This is a genomic window from Microvirga sp. HBU67558, from assembly GCF_018069605.1.
In the GTDB taxonomy this organism is placed as follows: Bacteria; Pseudomonadota; Alphaproteobacteria; order Rhizobiales; family Beijerinckiaceae; genus Microvirga; species Microvirga terrae.
Map to the genome: position 1 here is coordinate 30,698 of NZ_JAGPUP010000558.1, position 14,583 is coordinate 45,280.

Annotated in this window: 11 protein-coding genes and 1 tRNA gene; 7 read left to right on the forward strand and 5 right to left on the reverse strand. The window is 64.8% G+C overall.

Features of this window, described 5'->3' with window-relative positions; genetic code table 11:
- Positions 1-65: 65 nt before the first annotated feature.
- Together KBI52_RS27715 and gltB are read right to left on the reverse strand one after the other, a co-directional pair.
- Entirely contained in the window at positions 66-1,487 is a 1,422-nt protein-coding gene (locus tag KBI52_RS27715) for a glutamate synthase subunit beta (protein WP_173948077.1), read from the reverse strand.
- Between the two features lie 18 nt (positions 1,488-1,505).
- Positions 1,506-6,167 carry a glutamate synthase large subunit gene (gene gltB, locus KBI52_RS27720; protein ID WP_210812425.1) on the reverse strand — a complete coding sequence of 1,554 codons (4,662 nt, stop codon included), beginning with the start codon at positions 6,165-6,167 and terminating at the stop codon, positions 1,506-1,508.
- Positions 6,168-6,897: 730 nt separating this feature from the next.
- Here gltB and KBI52_RS27725 point away from each other — a divergent pair.
- On the forward strand, positions 6,898-7,974 hold the full coding sequence (locus KBI52_RS27725) for a low specificity L-threonine aldolase (protein WP_210812392.1): 1,077 nt from the start codon (positions 6,898-6,900) through the stop codon (positions 7,972-7,974).
- Positions 7,975-8,137: 163 nt separating this feature from the next.
- Here KBI52_RS27725 and KBI52_RS27730 read toward each other — a convergent pair whose 3' ends face one another.
- The gene (locus KBI52_RS27730; protein ID WP_173948075.1) at positions 8,138-8,596 is read right to left on the reverse strand and encodes an Hsp20 family protein; all 459 of its coding nucleotides are present in this window, start codon (positions 8,594-8,596) and stop codon (positions 8,138-8,140) included.
- 188 nt (positions 8,597-8,784) lie between these two features.
- Between KBI52_RS27730 and KBI52_RS27735 the strand changes: the two genes are divergently transcribed.
- The gene (locus KBI52_RS27735) at positions 8,785-9,846 is read left to right on the forward strand and encodes an alpha/beta fold hydrolase (RefSeq protein ID WP_210812393.1); all 1,062 of its coding nucleotides are present in this window, start codon (positions 8,785-8,787) and stop codon (positions 9,844-9,846) included.
- Here the strand turns inward: KBI52_RS27735 and hisN are convergent.
- Entirely contained in the window at positions 9,766-10,548 is a 783-nt protein-coding gene (gene hisN / locus KBI52_RS27740; protein ID WP_173948073.1) for a histidinol-phosphatase, read from the reverse strand. The genes KBI52_RS27735 and hisN overlap by 81 nt on opposite strands.
- Before the next feature lie 117 nt (positions 10,549-10,665).
- On the opposite strand from hisN, the gene KBI52_RS27745 reads away from it, so the two are divergent.
- A complete protein-coding gene (locus KBI52_RS27745; protein WP_173948072.1) occupies positions 10,666-11,925 on the forward strand; it encodes an MFS transporter in 1,260 nt (419 codons plus the stop codon).
- A gap of 218 nt (positions 11,926-12,143) precedes the next feature.
- Here the strand turns inward: KBI52_RS27745 and KBI52_RS27750 are convergent, their stop codons facing one another.
- The gene (locus KBI52_RS27750; protein WP_173948071.1) at positions 12,144-13,034 is read right to left on the reverse strand and encodes an N-formylglutamate amidohydrolase; all 891 of its coding nucleotides are present in this window, start codon (positions 13,032-13,034) and stop codon (positions 12,144-12,146) included.
- A 174-nt stretch (positions 13,035-13,208) separates the two neighbouring features.
- Here KBI52_RS27750 and cpdR point away from each other — a divergent pair, with 174 nt between their 5' ends.
- From cpdR to KBI52_RS27770, 4 genes are all read left to right on the forward strand, one after another.
- A complete protein-coding gene (cpdR, locus tag KBI52_RS27755; RefSeq protein ID WP_036361886.1) occupies positions 13,209-13,565 on the forward strand; it encodes a cell cycle two-component system response regulator CpdR in 357 nt (118 codons plus the stop codon).
- A gap of 89 nt (positions 13,566-13,654) precedes the next feature.
- Positions 13,655-13,729 (forward strand) — tRNA-Val (locus KBI52_RS27760).
- A 44-nt stretch (positions 13,730-13,773) separates the two neighbouring features.
- Entirely contained in the window at positions 13,774-13,899 is a 126-nt protein-coding gene (gene ykgO, locus KBI52_RS27765; protein ID WP_009763379.1) for a type B 50S ribosomal protein L36, read from the forward strand.
- A gap of 69 nt (positions 13,900-13,968) precedes the next feature.
- Entirely contained in the window at positions 13,969-14,574 is a 606-nt protein-coding gene (locus KBI52_RS27770) for a M48 family metallopeptidase (RefSeq protein ID WP_210812394.1), read from the forward strand.
- Positions 14,575-14,583 lie beyond the last annotated feature (9 nt).

Genomic DNA, 14,583 nt, shown 5'->3' on the forward strand with positions numbered 1-14,583 from the left:
CCAGACAACAAGAAAGGCGGTTCATTTCGCATGAACCGCCTTTTGCTTGCACGCACGCCGTCGGCTCACACCGGCAGGCTGCTCTGACCCATCAGGAAGCTGTCGATCGAGCGGGCGGCCTGGCGGCCCTCCCGGATGGCCCAGACCACGAGCGACTGGCCGCGACGCATGTCGCCGGCCACGAACACCTTCTCGCTCGACGTCCGGTAGCTCCTGTCGTCCGCCACCACGTTGCTGCGACGGTCCAGGGCGACGCCGGATTCGTCCAGCAGGCCCGCCTTCACCGAACCGGCGAAGCCGATGGCGATGAAGACGAGATCCGCCCTGAGCAGGAACTCGCTGCCGGGAATCGGCTGGCGCTTCTCGTCCACGCGGGCGCATTGCACGCCGATGACGCGGCCCTTCTTGCCCTCGATGCCGAGCGTTGCCGCCTGGAACTCGCGCTCCGCACCTTCCGCCTGGGACGAGGACGTGCGCATCTTGGTCGGCCAGTAGGGCCAAACGGTCAGCTTGTCCTCGCGCTCGGGCGGCTTGGGACGGATGTCGAGCTGCGTGACGGAGAGCGCGCCCTGGCGGAAGGCGGTGCCGACGCAGTCGGAGGCCGTGTCGCCGCCGCCGATCACCACCACATGCTTGCCGGCCGCGAGGATCGGATCGGCGGTGACGTCCTCGTTGCCGACGCGCTGGTTGGCCTGGACAAGATAGGGCATCGCGTAGTGTACCCCGGCGAGATCCTGCCCCGGCAGGTTCGGGTTGCGCGGGTCCTCCGCGCCGCCGGCGAAGAGCACCGCGTCGAATTCATTGTGCAGCGACGCGAAGCTCTTGTCGACGCCGACATTGACGCCGCAATGGAAGATCACGCCTTCCGCCTCCATCTGCTTCACGCGGCGGTCGATGTGGTACTTCTCCATCTTGAAGTCGGGGATGCCGTAGCGCAGCAGCCCGCCGGGCTTCGCCTGGCGCTCGAACACATGCACCTCATGACCCGCGCGGGCGAGCTGCTGGGCGCCCGCCATGCCGGCTGGGCCCGAGCCGATGACGGCCACGCGCTTGCCGGTCGAGATGTCCGCCGGCTCTGGCTTCACGAAGCCCATCTCCCAGGCCTTGTCGGCGATCGCCTGCTCGATGGTCTTGATGGTGACCGGCTGGTTCTCGAGGTTGAGCGTGCAGGCTTCCTCGCACGGAGCCGGGCAGATGCGGCCGGTGAATTCCGGGAAGTTGTTGGTGGTGTGGAGGTTGCGCGCAGCCTCCTCCCAGTCGTCGGACCAGACCAGATCGTTCCAGTCCGGGATCTGGTTGTGCACCGGACAGCCCGTCGGACCGTGGCAGAAGGGGATGCCGCAATCCATGCAGCGCCCCGCCTGCTTCTTCAGGTCGTTGTCGTCCAGCGGCAGCGTGAACTCGCGGAAGTGGCGCACGCGTTCCCCGGCGAGCTGATACTTCTGCTCCTGCCGGTCGTATTCGAGAAAGCCTGTGACCTTGCCCATCGGTTTGCCCCTTAATCCTTATTCCGCCGCCTGCAGGTTCCGGAGACGGTCCATCTCCTGGAGCGCGCGGCGATACTCGACCGGCATGACCTTCACGAACTTGGTGCGGTAGGTCGTCCAGTTCTCGAGGATCTCCTTGGCGCGCGTCGAGCCCGTATAGGTGTGGTGGTTGGTGATGAGCTGCATCAGGCGCTCTTCATCGGGGCCGGACATGTTGGCCATGATGTCGATGCGGCCCTTGGTCTCCAGATCGCCGCCATGATGGTGGAGACGGCGCATCAGGTCCTCCTCCTCCTCGACGGGCTCGAGATCGACCATGGACAGGTTGCAGCGCTTCCCGAACGTGCCGTCCTCGTCGAGCACATAGGCGATGCCGCCCGACATGCCGGCTGCGAAGTTGCGGCCGGTCTGTCCCAGCACGACCACGAGGCCGCCGGTCATGTATTCGCAGCCGTGATCGCCCGTTCCCTCGACCACCGCGATAGCGCCCGAGTTGCGCACGGCGAAGCGCTCGCCCGCGACACCGCGGAAATAGGCTTCACCGGCAATCGCCCCGTACATCACCGTGTTGCCGACGACGATGGAGTTCTCAGGGAGAGCCTTCGAGGCCGAGGACGGGCTGATGATGATCTTGCCGCCCGACAGCCCCTTGCCGACATAGTCGTTCGCCTCACCCTCCAGGTTGAGCGTCACGCCGGCCGCGAGCCATGCGCCGAAGCTCTGGCCCGCGACGCCTTTCAGCTTCACGGTGATCGTGTCGTCGGGCAGGCCCTCGTGGCCGTAGCGCGTCGCCACCTCGCCGGACAGCATGGCGCCCACCGTGCGGTCGGAGCTTTTCACCTGCGACTCGATGGTGACGGCCTCGCCGTTCTCCAGCGCGGGACCAGCCTGCGCGATGAACGTGCGGTCGAGCACGCTGGCGATGGGGTGGATCTGCCGTTCCTGATGACGGATCGCCACGCTCGTGGGCACGTCCGGCTTATGGAACAGCTTCGTGAAGTCGAGGCCCTTCGCCTTCCAGTGATCGATCGCGGCGTTCTTGTCGAGGAGATCGGACTGACCGATCATCTCGTCGATGGACGTGAAGCCCATCTCGGCCATCAGCTCGCGCACTTCCTCGGCGACGAAGAAGAAGTAGTTGATGACGTGTTCCGGCAGGCCCTTGAAGCGCTTGCGCAGCACCGGATCCTGCGTGGCGACGCCGACCGGGCAGGTGTTGAGGTGGCACTTGCGCATCATGATGCAGCCGGCGGCAATCAGGGGGGCGGTCGAGAAGCCGTATTCGTCGGCGCCGAGCAGCGCTGCGATCACCACGTCGCGTCCGGTGCGCAGACCGCCATCGGCCTGCAGGGCGACACGCCCGCGCAGGCGGTTGAGCACGAGGGTCTGCTGGGTCTCGGCGAGACCGATCTCCCAGGGTGAGCCCGCATGCTTGAGCGAGGTGAGGGGCGAGGCGCCGGTGCCACCCTCGAAGCCGGAGATCGTGATGTGATCGGCGCGCGCCTTGGCGACGCCCGCCGCAACCGTGCCGACGCCCACTTCCGCCACGAGCTTCACCGACACGTCGGCCGCCGGGTTCACGTTCTTCAGGTCGAAGATCAGCTGCGCCAGATCCTCGATGGAGTAGATGTCGTGGTGTGGCGGCGGTGAGATCAGGCCTACGCCGGGAGTCGAGTGGCGCACGCGGGCGATCTTCACGTCGACCTTGTGACCGGGCAGCTGGCCGCCTTCGCCGGGCTTGGCGCCCTGCGCGACCTTGATCTGCATCATGTCGGCATTGACGAGATATTCCGTCGTCACGCCGAAGCGGCCGGAGGCCACCTGCTTGATGGCGGAACGCTTGGAGCGTCCGTCGGAGAGAGGCCGGAAGCGCTCCGGCTCCTCGCCGCCTTCGCCGGTATTGGACTTGCCGCCGATTGAGTTCATGGCGAGGGCCAGCGTCTCGTGCGCCTCCTTCGAGATCGACCCGAACGACATGGCCCCGGTGGAGAACCGCTTCACGATCTCCTGCGCCGGCTCGACCTCGCTCAGGGCGACGGGCGCACGGCCCGCCTCGTCTGCCGTCTTGATGCGGAAGAGGCCGCGGATGGTCTTGAGCTCGTTGTCCTGCTCGTTCACGAGGCGGGCGTATTCGCGGTACCGGTCCTGCGCGTTCAGGCGAACGGCGTGCTGCAGCGTCGCGACCGTATCGGGATTCCAGGCATGGACCTCCCCGCGCTGGCGATAGGCGTATTCGCCGCCGACATCGAGCGCGTTGCGGTAGATCGGTGCGTCGCCGAAGGCGTCGCGATGGCGGCAGACGTTCTCCTCCGCCACCTCGTCCATGCCGATGCCTTCGATGGTCGTCGCGGTGCCGAAGAAATCGCGCGCGACGAATTCGGACTTCAGGCCGACCGCGTCGAAGATCTGCGCGCCGCAATAGGACTGGTAGGTGGAGATGCCCATCTTGGACATCACCTTGAGCAGGCCCTTGCCGATGGACTTGATGTAGCGCTTGATCGCCTCGTCGGCATCCACCTCTTCCGGCAGCTCGCCGGCCTCGAGCATGGCCGCGATGGTCTCGAAGGCGAGATACGGGTTGATCGCTTCCGCGCCGTATCCGGCAAGGCACGCGAAGTGATGGATCTCGCGCGGCTCGCCGGACTCGACCACCAGGCCCACCGAGGTGCGCAGGCCCTTGCGGATCAGGTAGTTGTGCACGGCCGCGGTCGCCAGCAGCGCCGGGATCGGGATGCGGTCCGGGCCGACCATGCGGTCGGACAGGATGATGATGTTGTAGCCGCCGTGCACGGCCGCTTCCGCCCGGTCGCAGAGGCGGTCGAGCGCCCCGTCGAGAGCGGCGGCTCCGAGTTCCGCGTCATAGGTGATGTCGAGGGTCTTCGTGTCGAAGCGGTCCTCGAAATGCCCGATGCAGCGGATCTTCTCCAGATCCTCGTTGGTGAGGATCGGCTGGCGCACTTCGAGCCGCTTGCGGCGCGAGGTGCCTTCCAGATCGAGGATGTTCGGACGCGGGCCGATGAACGAAACCAGGCTCATGACGAGCTCCTCGCGGATCGGATCGATCGGCGGGTTCGTCACCTGGGCGAAGTTCTGCTTGAAATAGGTGTAGAGCAGCTTCGGCTTGTCGGAGAGCGCGGAGATCGGCGTGTCCGATCCCATGGAGCCGACCGCCTCCTGACCGGTGACGGCCATGGGCTGCATGAGAAGCTTGAGGTCCTCCGCCGTGTAGCCGAAAGCCTGCTGGCGGTCGAGGAGCGACACGTCCGTGCGGGACTCTCTGGCCTGAACGGGCTTCAGGTCCTCGAGCACGATCTGCGTGCGCTTCAGCCACTCCTTGTAGGGGTGCGCCTGCGAGAGCTGCTGCTTGATCTCGTCGTCGGAGACGATGCGGCCTTCCTCGAGGTCGATGAGCAGCATCTTGCCCGGCTGCAGGCGCCACTTCTCGACGATCCTTTCCTCCGGGATCGGCAGCACGCCCATTTCGGAGGCGAGCACCACGAGCCCGTCATCCGTCACGAGATAGCGCGCCGGACGCAGGCCGTTGCGGTCCAGCGTCGCGCCGATCTGCTTGCCGTCGGTGAAGCACACGGCCGCCGGGCCATCCCACGGCTCCATGAGGGCTGCGTGATACTCGTAGAACGCGCGCCGATCGTCGTTCATGAGCGGGTTGCCGGCCCAGGCCTCCGGGATCAGCATCATCATGGCGTGCGAGAGCGAGTAGCCGCCGCGCACCAGGAACTCGAGGGCGTTGTCGAAGCAGGCGGTGTCGGACTGACCCTCGTAGGAGATCGGCCAGAGCTTCGAGATGTCGTTGCCGAACAGCTCGGAATCGACGGAGGCCTGGCGGGCCGCCATCCAGTTCACGTTGCCCCGCAGGGTGTTGATCTCGCCGTTATGGGCGACCATGCGGTAGGGATGCGCGAGCTGCCAGGTCGGGAAGGTGTTGGTGGCGAAGCGCTGGTGCACGAGCGCGATGGCGCTCTCGAAGCGCTCATCCTGCAGATCGAGATAGTAGTCGCGCAGCTGCGTGACGAGCACCATGCCCTTGTAGACGATAGTGCGCGAGGACAGGCTGACCGGGTAATAGCCTGCGGTGCGCCCATCCTTCATGTCGTAAACGGCGTTGGAGATCACCTTGCGGGCGATGAACAGGCGACGCTCGAAGGTCTCGGCATCGTCCATTCCCTTGCCCTTGCCGATGAAGATCTGGCGGTGCTGCGGCTCGGTGGCCTTCACGCTCTCGCCGAGATCGCTCGAATCGACCGGCACGTCGCGCCAGCCGAGAACCTGCAGGCCCTCATCGGTGATCGCCTTGGTGACGATCTCCTCGACGAGTTGGAAGCCTTCCGGGTCGCGGGGCATGAACAGATGACCGACACCGTACTGTCCCTCCTCGGGAAGCCAGATGCCGACCTTGGCGCATTCGGCGGCAAAGAACTTGTGCGGGATCTGAACCAGGATGCCGCAGCCGTCGCCCATCTTGGGATCGGCGCCGACCGCGCCGCGGTGATCGAGGTTGTGCAGGATGGACAGGCCTTGCTCGACGATCGCATGCGACCTGCGGTTCTTCATGTCGGCGATAAACCCGACACCGCAGGAATCCTGCTCGTTAGACGGGTCGTAAAGCCCTTGAGCAGCCGGCAGGCCCGGATCGCGCACCACTTTGACCGTATCCGCCATCGCGGCCGTACGGCTTGGCACTTGGGTTTCCAGGCTCTTGGTCGGCTCATCGCTCATGGCAGATCCTCACATCCGAACACGTCATCTCGGCATCGGCTCCAAAAGTGGCGCCCACTTTTGGGATCAACCCGATGCACCGTTTCTAGCCTGCGCATGGTTCGTAGGAAAAAAGCGTTCACTTTTCCGCACGAACGATGCGCTGTTCTTTGAGGCGGCTTTTGGGCCCACCGGATGATCGGATCGTCCGGGCGCCCGCCGCTTCTTCGGGTTTCGAGGGGTGGGTCCGGCAGGGGAGCCCGCACCTCGCGGGCACCTTTGGGCTGTCGTCAGCCCAGAGTCGCCCGTTCCGCCCACGTTTTGCGGGCGGCTTTCTTGGTATCTCGTTTCGTTCGCGTCAGGCGAAGCATCAAGAAAACCCCAGGGCGAAAGTCAGGGTGAGCACACCCCAAAAGGGACAGCATGGCTGTCCTAATAAGGGCAAAGTGCCAGAGATCAACGCAGCGCACAAGAGGGTTTAGAAAGATTTTAGACAAAAGTTACAAGCAAACGACTCGGAATGTAACAAAAGCAGCTTTTACCCCATGGGGACGAAAGTCTCCACCGATGGGTCAATGATCTTGACATGTTGGCTGCGATGCAGCGTTTCGGCACATTCCCAGCAGGAGGAGCATCCTGGCCATGCCCAGAACAGGCATTCCCCTTTCCCAGCCGATGCTCTAGGAAGCCGTTCATGAATTTCGCCAGCGACAACATCGTGGGAGCCAGCGCTCCCGTTCTCCAAGCCATCATGCAGGCCAATGCCGGGGCCATGGCGGCCTACGGCAACGACGAGATCTCCTCCCGCGTCAGGACGCGGTTCAACGAGATCTTCGAACGCGAGATCTCGGTGTTCTTCGTCACGACCGGGACGGCCGCCAATGCGCTTGCCCTGTCGGCCGCGGTGCCTCCCTACGGCCTTTGCGTCTGCCACCGCGAGGCGCACATCATCGACGATGAATGCGGCGCACCGGAATTCTTCATGCACGGGGCAAAGCTCGCAGGGCTGCCGGGTGTCGGCGCCAAGCTGACGGCCATGGACGTTGCCGCCTATCTCAGGAGCCTGCCCAAAGCGGTCAAGCAGATGCCCCCGAAGGCGCTGTCGGTCTCGCAGGTGAGCGAGTGCGGCCTCGTTTACGGGCTCGACGAGCTCTCGTCCCTGGGAGCGGTCTGCCGCGAGCATGGACTGTCCTTCCACATGGACGGAGCGCGCTTCGTGAACGCGCTCGTCTCCCTCGGCTGCACCCCGGCCGAGATGACCTGGAAGCAGGGCGTGGACATCCTGTCCTTCGGGGCCACCAAGAACGGCGGCCTGATGGCCGAGGCCATCGTGGTGTTCCGGAAGGACCTGGCGGAGGCGCTCGACTATCGTTCCAAGCGCGCCGGCCAGATCATCTCCAAAGGCCGCCTCATCGGGGCGCAGTTCGAGGGCTATTTCGCGGACGACCATTGGATCGCCAATGCGCGCCACGCCAACCGCATGGCGGGACGTCTGTCGGACGGGCTCTCGCAGCTGCCGGGCGTGCGCCTCGCCTGGCCGACCCAGGCCAACGAGGTTTTCCCGATCATCCCGAAATCCCTTGATCAGGCGCTGAAGGCTGCCGGAATCCACTATCATTCCTGGACGGAGCTGAGCCTGCCGGAGGCCGAGGGGGTCGCCGATCACGAGGTGTTGATCCGTCTCGTGACCTCCTGGGCCACAAGGGAAGAGGACGTGAACCGGCTCCTGGAGGTCGCTTCTTCCGGGGTAGCGCGCCAAGCCGCCGAGTGATTGCCCTATCCCTGCCGCAATCACCCGCGATTCCTTGTCGCCAGAGACCCTTGACCGACGGGGCCCCTCCAGCCCCAGCGGGATACCAAGGACCAGGATCCGACAATAAAAAAAGCGCCCCGGACGAACCGGGGCGCTCTTCGTTTGGGGCTCTGGAATCCGGTTACGCAGCCTGCTTGGCTTCGATGGTCCGGGCGCCGTTCGAGGAAATCGGGATGAGCTTCGGCTTCTTGGCCTCCGGAATCTCGCGCACGAGGTCGAGGTGGAGGAGGCCGTTCTCGAGGGCCGCCCCCGTCACCTGCACGCCATCGGCCAGCTGGAAGCGCCGGTCGAAGCTGCGCGCCGCGATGCCCTGATGGAGCACGTCGGCCTTGCGCTCTTCGGAGGGCTTGCGGTCGCCCCGGACGGAGAGGGTGTTTTCCTTGACCTCGATGGTCAGGTCACGGTCGGTGAAGCCGGCAACCGCGATCGAGATGCGATAGGCATTGTCGCCGGTGCGCTCGATGTTGTAGGGCGGGTAGCTCGGAGCCGCATCGACGCTGACGAGCTGATCGAGCATCGAGAACAGACGGTCGAAACCGACCGTATTGCGGTAGAGGGGAGCAAGATCGTACTGTCGCATGGCATATCCTCCGCTTGAAGCGACATGCAGAACAAGAATCCACCTGAAGAGGCTGGATCCGGGTTAGGGTGCCGCCGTCATGGCCCGCACGATTTCGATGTGGGAGCGGATACGATTGCTTTCAAGAGGCTCGTTTCCTAAGCTCGGACCGCCCTATAAAGGCTAGTGTTTTCGAGTTGGAACCCGCCGTGGAATTCATCACCACCCCCGATAATCCCGTCCCTGGCGACCCCAAGCTGGTCACCGTCACGGCCCGCGACGGCATCAAGATCCGGGCCGCCACCTGGATGCCGGAAACGGAGGAGCCGCAGGGAACGGTCTGCATCCTCCAGGGAAGGGCGGAGTTCATCGAAAAGTACTTCGAGGTCGTGGGCGAACTGCTCGACCGGGGCTTTGCCGTCGTCGCCTTCGACTGGCGGGGGCAGGGGCTGTCCGGACGGCAGGTGGGCAATCCGCGTAAGGGCCATGTCCGGCGCTTTTCGGATTTTCGGCACGACCTGGAGGCGATCCGCGACCAGATCCTTGTGCCGCACATGCCCCAGCCGCATTTCGGCTTGGCCCATTCCATGGGCGGTGCCATTGCGCTGAATGCCGCCTATGAGACTTGGCTGCCCTTCCGCCGCCTCGTCACCACGACACCCATGATCGCGCTGTGCATCATCAGGCGCACCCGCACCTCGGCGATTTTTGCCCGAATCCTGAAATTTCTCGGAATGGGCGGCATGTTCGTGCCCGGCGGGGGCGAAACGTCGATCTCCACCATGCCGTTCAAGGGCAACCGCCTGACCGGCGATCCCGTCCGCTATGCCCGCAATGCCGAGGCGGCGCATGCCATCGGGGCCGGAGCCGTGGGCGCGCCCACCGTCGCCTGGCTCGACGGCGCCTTCCGCCTGATGAAGCGCTTCGCCGATCCGCGCTATGCGGTGAAGATCCGCCTGCCCACGCTCATCGTGGCGGCCGGCGCAGATCCGGTCTGCGCCACGCCGGCGACCGAGCGCTTCGCCTCCCGGCTCAAGGCCGGCTCCGTCATCGTGATCCCGGGCGCCCGGCACGAGATCCTGATGGAGCGTGATCCGATCCGGGAGCAGTTCTGGGCCGCCTTCGATGCCTTCATCCCGGGGTCCCCGGATCCGGACGGGGGGGCGAAGCGCGATCTTGCCGCGGTTGGCTTAACGGCTGAGCAGCTCGACGGCGGCGGCATGGACCCGGCGGTCGCCCGCCGCGACGATGCGCCCGCCATCGGCCGCTGAGCCGCCCTCCCAGGTGGTCACGACGCCACCGGCCCCTTCGATGATCGGCACGAGAGCCGCGATGTCGTAGGACTTGAGCCCGGATTCGACCACGAGGTCGATGTGGCCCGCGGCCAGCATGCAATAGGCATAGCAATCGCAGCCGTAGCGGGCGAGGCGGGCGACGCTCTCCACCCGGTCGTAGGCGCGCAGCTCGTCGCCGGCGAAGAGGCGCGGGCTCGTGGTGGAGATGACCGCGTCCTTCAGGGAAGCGCAGCGGCGGGTCATGAGCTTGCGCTCGCCGCCGGGACCCCGGTAGGTCGCGCTGCCGCCGTCGCCGAAGAAACGCTCGCCGGTGAAGGGCTGGTGCATCATGCCGAAGACCGGGCGGCGCCTGTAGGTCAGCCCGATCAGCGTGCCCCAGGTGGGCAGACCGGCGATGAAGGCCCGCGTGCCGTCGATCGGGTCGAGAACCCAGACGTAATCCGCATCCTCGCGCTCGGCGCCGAACTCCTCGCCGACGATGCCGTGGGTGGGAAAGCTGCGCTTGATGAGGTGACGCATGGTCGCCTCGCTCGCCCGGTCGGCTTCCGTCACCGGATCGAAGGCGCCGCCGCGGGACTTGTCCTCGGTGGCGATCGCCGTGCGGAAGAAGGGAAGGATCGCCTGGCCCGACTGGGTCGCGAGCTCGTTGACGAAATGCGTGAAGTCGATGAGCCCCATGGCTGAGCGGTATCCTCTTAAAGGCTAATGCGGGCAGCCTTGGCCCGGTTGCGATCAGCTTTTATCAAGCGCTTGGCGCGCGGCAAGAGAGCGATTGCGCCAAGGGATATGGCATCGATGAATTTTGCGCCCAGGCTTGGCACCACCCGCTCGGAAACGGCGCTGCTCCTGATCGCGGTGCTCGCCGCCCTCTATGCGGTCAGCCAGTTCCTGCGCAATTCCATCGGCGTCATCGCCAACGACTTGGCCCGAGAGCTTGATCTCTCGGCCACCCAGACCGGTCTCCTGTCCAGCGCTTTCTTCTTCGCCTTCGCGGCGGTCCAGATCCCTATCGGCATCCTGATCGACCGGTACGGGCCCAAGCGGACCATGGTGGCGACCGCCGTGGTGACGGTGGCAGGAACCGTCCTGTTCGCTCTGGCTCCGTCCGCCTCCTGGCTCATCGCGGCCCGGGCCCTCATGGGACTCGGCTGCTCCACCTTTTTCATGGCACCCCTCGTGATCTATGCCCGGCGCTTCCCGCCGGAGCGGTTTGCCGGGCTCACGAGCCTGCAGATGGGCTTGGCCAATCTCGGCACCCTGGCTGCGACGGCTCCCCTGGCGGCCGCGTCCGCCGCCTTCGGCTGGCGCCCCTCGTTCCTCGCGGTCGCAGTTCTGACGGTCGTGATCGTGCTGGCGATCCTGTGGATCGTGCCTCGGGATTCCGACTCGGCCCGGCCGAAGGAATCCTGGGCGGCCGCCTTCCAGGGCGTGGCCGCCGCCCTGAAGGCACCGTCTTTCTGGCCGGTGTTCTTCATGCACCTGACCACCTATGGATGCTTCGCTTCCGTGATCGGGCTCTGGGGCGGGCCTTGGCTGTCGGATGTGCACGGGGCGGATCTTCCCACGAGAGGAAACATCCTGCTCCTGGGTGCCACGGCGCAGATCTGTGGCATGCTGCTCTGGGGGGCGATGGACCGGTTCTGGAGCAGCTACAAGAAACCCGTCCTGATCGGCAGCTCGGCGACGATCCTTCTCCTGAGCGTCCTCGTCCTCGCGCCCCTCGACCGGACCTCCGCAACAATCTGGTTTCCGCTCTTCGGCCTCTGCGTCGCCTATACGCCCATCCTCACCAGCCATGGAAAGTCGCTGTTCCCGGCGACACTGACAGGCCGGGGCATCACGCTCATGAATATCGGCACCATGGGCGGCGCCTTCCTGTCCCAGAGCGTGACGGGCATGCTGATCGACCTCATGGGGCGATCCGACCAGGGCCTCTACCGGCCCGAGGGATATAGGCTCGTTTTCGCTGCCTTGGCGGGTTGGCTGCTGCTGAGCCTTGCCTTCTATGTCAGGGCCATCGATCCGCATCCCAGCAGCCATGCAGATAAGGCATGACAAAAGCCAAGATTTTGGTTGCAATTTGTGCGATGCGGCGTAATTATTGCAGTGCGATATGGCGATGGCGTCGCTTTATCGTAGCCCTTCTTGGGCGTTTCCTCCCTAAACTTCGGGCCGCTGGCAACAGTGGCCTTTTTTCTTGCCCGGACGAGAGTGCGAGGCACGGTGCGCCGATGCGGACCTAGTTGCCTGTCAGCGGGATATGCGCGTCGGGATCACTCCGCCGCAATGGACCGAATCGTCAGCTCACCCTCGATCTCCGAGATGACCTGGGCGAAGGCCTGCGTCAGGTCATCCGCCAGGACGGCGAAGCCGGGTTTTCTCTGCATGCTGCGCTCGTCCATGTAGAGCGCCCGGTTGATTTCGATCTGGAGCGCATGGCGCCCGAGAGCGGGCTCCCCGTAATGTTCGGTGATGAAGCCGCCCGCGTAGGGCTTGTTGCGGAGGACGGTGTAGCCGCGTCCCCTGAGCGCTGCTTCCACAAGGTCGACCAGCAGGGTGGCGCAGCTCGTGCCGTAGCGATCGCCCAGGACGATATCGGCCTTGGCTCCGTCCTCGCGGCTGACGCTGGAGGAGGGCATGGAATGACAGTCGATCAGGACCGCGTGGCCGAAATGCTGGGACGTATGGCGGACGAGGTGTCGCAGGGTCCGGTGATACGGCTTGTAGAGCCATTCGATCCGCTGCAGGGCCTCCTCCACGTGAAGGCGCGTGCGGTAGATCTCCTGCCCGTCGGCCACGATGCGCGGAATGGTCCCCAGCCCTCCGGCCACCCGCATGGAGCGGGTATTGCTGAAGGGCGGCAGGCGGCCGTCGAACATGCGGGAATCGAGTTCGTAGGGTTCCCGATTCAGGTCCAGATAGGCCCGGGGGAAGCGGGCGGTCATGAGAGGAGCCCCGAGTTCGGTCATCGCGGCGAACAGCTCGTCCACGAAGGCGTCTTCGGATCGCCTCAGAGCGATGGCGTCGAGCCTGGACGCGGCTAAGAAGGCGGCCGGATAGACGGCTCCCGCATGCGGCACGTTGAACACGAAGGGGATCGTCTGGGCCGAAGGCTCGGTGACGATGAAGGGAGGGTCGAACTCATCGACGATGGCTGGCCGCATCAGAAATCTTGGCTGTGTTGGAAGGAAGCGGATCGTCGCGCTAGTGTAAGGCAGCCCCGCCGCCTGTCCATGACAATATCGTAGCAAGGCTGCGTCGTACTTTCACGGCTTGTTTACCCTCGATCCGTCATGAAGGGCGTAAGACCATCCGCCACGATTCGGGATTGGCAACCGATGAAGATCCTTCTTGCCGAAGACGACAACGACATGCGCCGCTTCCTCGTGAAGGCGCTCGAGAACGCAGGCTACGACGTCGCCTCGTTCGACAACGGCCTATCCGCCTATAACCGCCTGCGCGAGGAACCTTTCGAGCTCCTGCTGACGGACATCGTCATGCCGGAGATGGACGGGATCGAGCTGGCCCGCAAGGCCACCGAGCTCGACCCGGAGATCAAGGTGATGTTCATCACCGGCTTCGCGGCCGTTGCGCTCAACCCGGATTCCCAGGCCCCGCGGGACGCCAAGGTCCTGTCGAAGCCGTTCCATCTGCGCGACCTGGTGAGCGAAGTCGATAAAATGATGGCTGCCTAAAAAAGGGCGGCCTTCAGGCTTGCGCCAGAGCCCGCTTGTGGGTATATCGCCCCCACAGCCGAAGCGGGACGTCAAAATCACCGTTTCCCGGGCGCGTAGCTCAGCGGGAGAGCACTACGTTGACATCGTAGGGGTCGCTGGTTCGATCCCAGCCGCGCCCACCATTTTCTTTTTTCCGGCCTTCCCGAGGGGCCGCAGGAGACCGGATATGAAGATCCGTAACTCGTTGAAGTCGATCCGCGGCCGCCACCGCGACAACCAGCTGGTTCGTCGCAAGGGCCGGGTCTACATCATCAACAAGACCCAGAAGCGCTACAAGGCTCGCCAGGGCTAAGTTCGCTGCGGCAATGCCGCACACGAGAATCTGAATTGACCGCGCATGCCGGGATCCTAAAATCCCGGCATGCGCTTTTTCGCGTCCATACTGATCTTATCCCTGAGCTTCGCGTCCTACACGGCCGGTGCGCAGGAGCCCGCACGTCCCAAGGATCCGAGGGAGCAGGCCCAGCCGCCTCAGGCGCGTCCCCGGGCTTCCACCCTGGACGAACTCTTCGAACGCCTGGGCAAGGCCCAGACCGAGCGTGAGGCGGAAGGCATCTCGTCCCTGATCGAGCGGCGCTTCGCCCGTTCGGGCTCCGATACGGCGGATCTTCTCCTGAACCGCGCGGCCGAGGCCTTCGGCAAGAAGGATTATCCGCTCGCCATCGAACTGATCGACCGGGTCCTGGTGCTTCAGCCCAACTGGGCGGAGGCCTGGTACAAGCGGGCGACGGTCTTCTACCAGCTCGACGACCCGGTCGGCGCCATGGCCGATCTTCACCGGGCGCTGAAGATCGAGCCGCGCCATTTCAATGCCTGGACCGGGCTCGGCCATATCCTCATGGCGTCCGACGACAAGGCGAGGGCCCTCGACGCCTATCGGAAGGTGCTCGCGATCAATCCTCAGATGTCCGACGTGAAGACCATCGTGAACCGTCTCGGCCCGGAGGTTGACGGGCAGGATCTCTAAAGCCACGTA

What these genes read in the sequence shown, in the direction of transcription:
- KBI52_RS27715 (WP_173948077.1), bottom strand. Translation starts at nt 1,487, where the DNA reads ATGGGCAAGGTCACAGGCTTTCTCGAATACGACCGGCAGGAGCAGAAG.
- gltB (WP_210812425.1), bottom strand. Translation starts at nt 6,167, where the DNA reads ATGGCGGATACGGTCAAAGTGGTGCGCGATCCGGGCCTGCCGGCTGCT.
- KBI52_RS27725 (WP_210812392.1), top strand. Translation starts at nt 6,898, where the DNA reads ATGAATTTCGCCAGCGACAACATCGTGGGAGCCAGCGCTCCCGTTCTC.
- KBI52_RS27730 (WP_173948075.1), bottom strand. Translation starts at nt 8,596, where the DNA reads ATGCGACAGTACGATCTTGCTCCCCTCTACCGCAATACGGTCGGTTTC.
- hisN (WP_173948073.1), bottom strand. Translation starts at nt 10,548, where the DNA reads ATGGGGCTCATCGACTTCACGCATTTCGTCAACGAGCTCGCGACCCAG.
- KBI52_RS27745 (WP_173948072.1), top strand. Translation starts at nt 10,666, where the DNA reads ATGAATTTTGCGCCCAGGCTTGGCACCACCCGCTCGGAAACGGCGCTG.
- KBI52_RS27750 (WP_173948071.1), bottom strand. Translation starts at nt 13,034, where the DNA reads ATGCGGCCAGCCATCGTCGATGAGTTCGACCCTCCCTTCATCGTCACC.
- cpdR (WP_036361886.1), top strand. Translation starts at nt 13,209, where the DNA reads ATGAAGATCCTTCTTGCCGAAGACGACAACGACATGCGCCGCTTCCTC.
- ykgO (WP_009763379.1), top strand. Translation starts at nt 13,774, where the DNA reads ATGAAGATCCGTAACTCGTTGAAGTCGATCCGCGGCCGCCACCGCGAC.
- KBI52_RS27770 (WP_210812394.1), top strand. Translation starts at nt 13,969, where the DNA reads ATGCGCTTTTTCGCGTCCATACTGATCTTATCCCTGAGCTTCGCGTCC.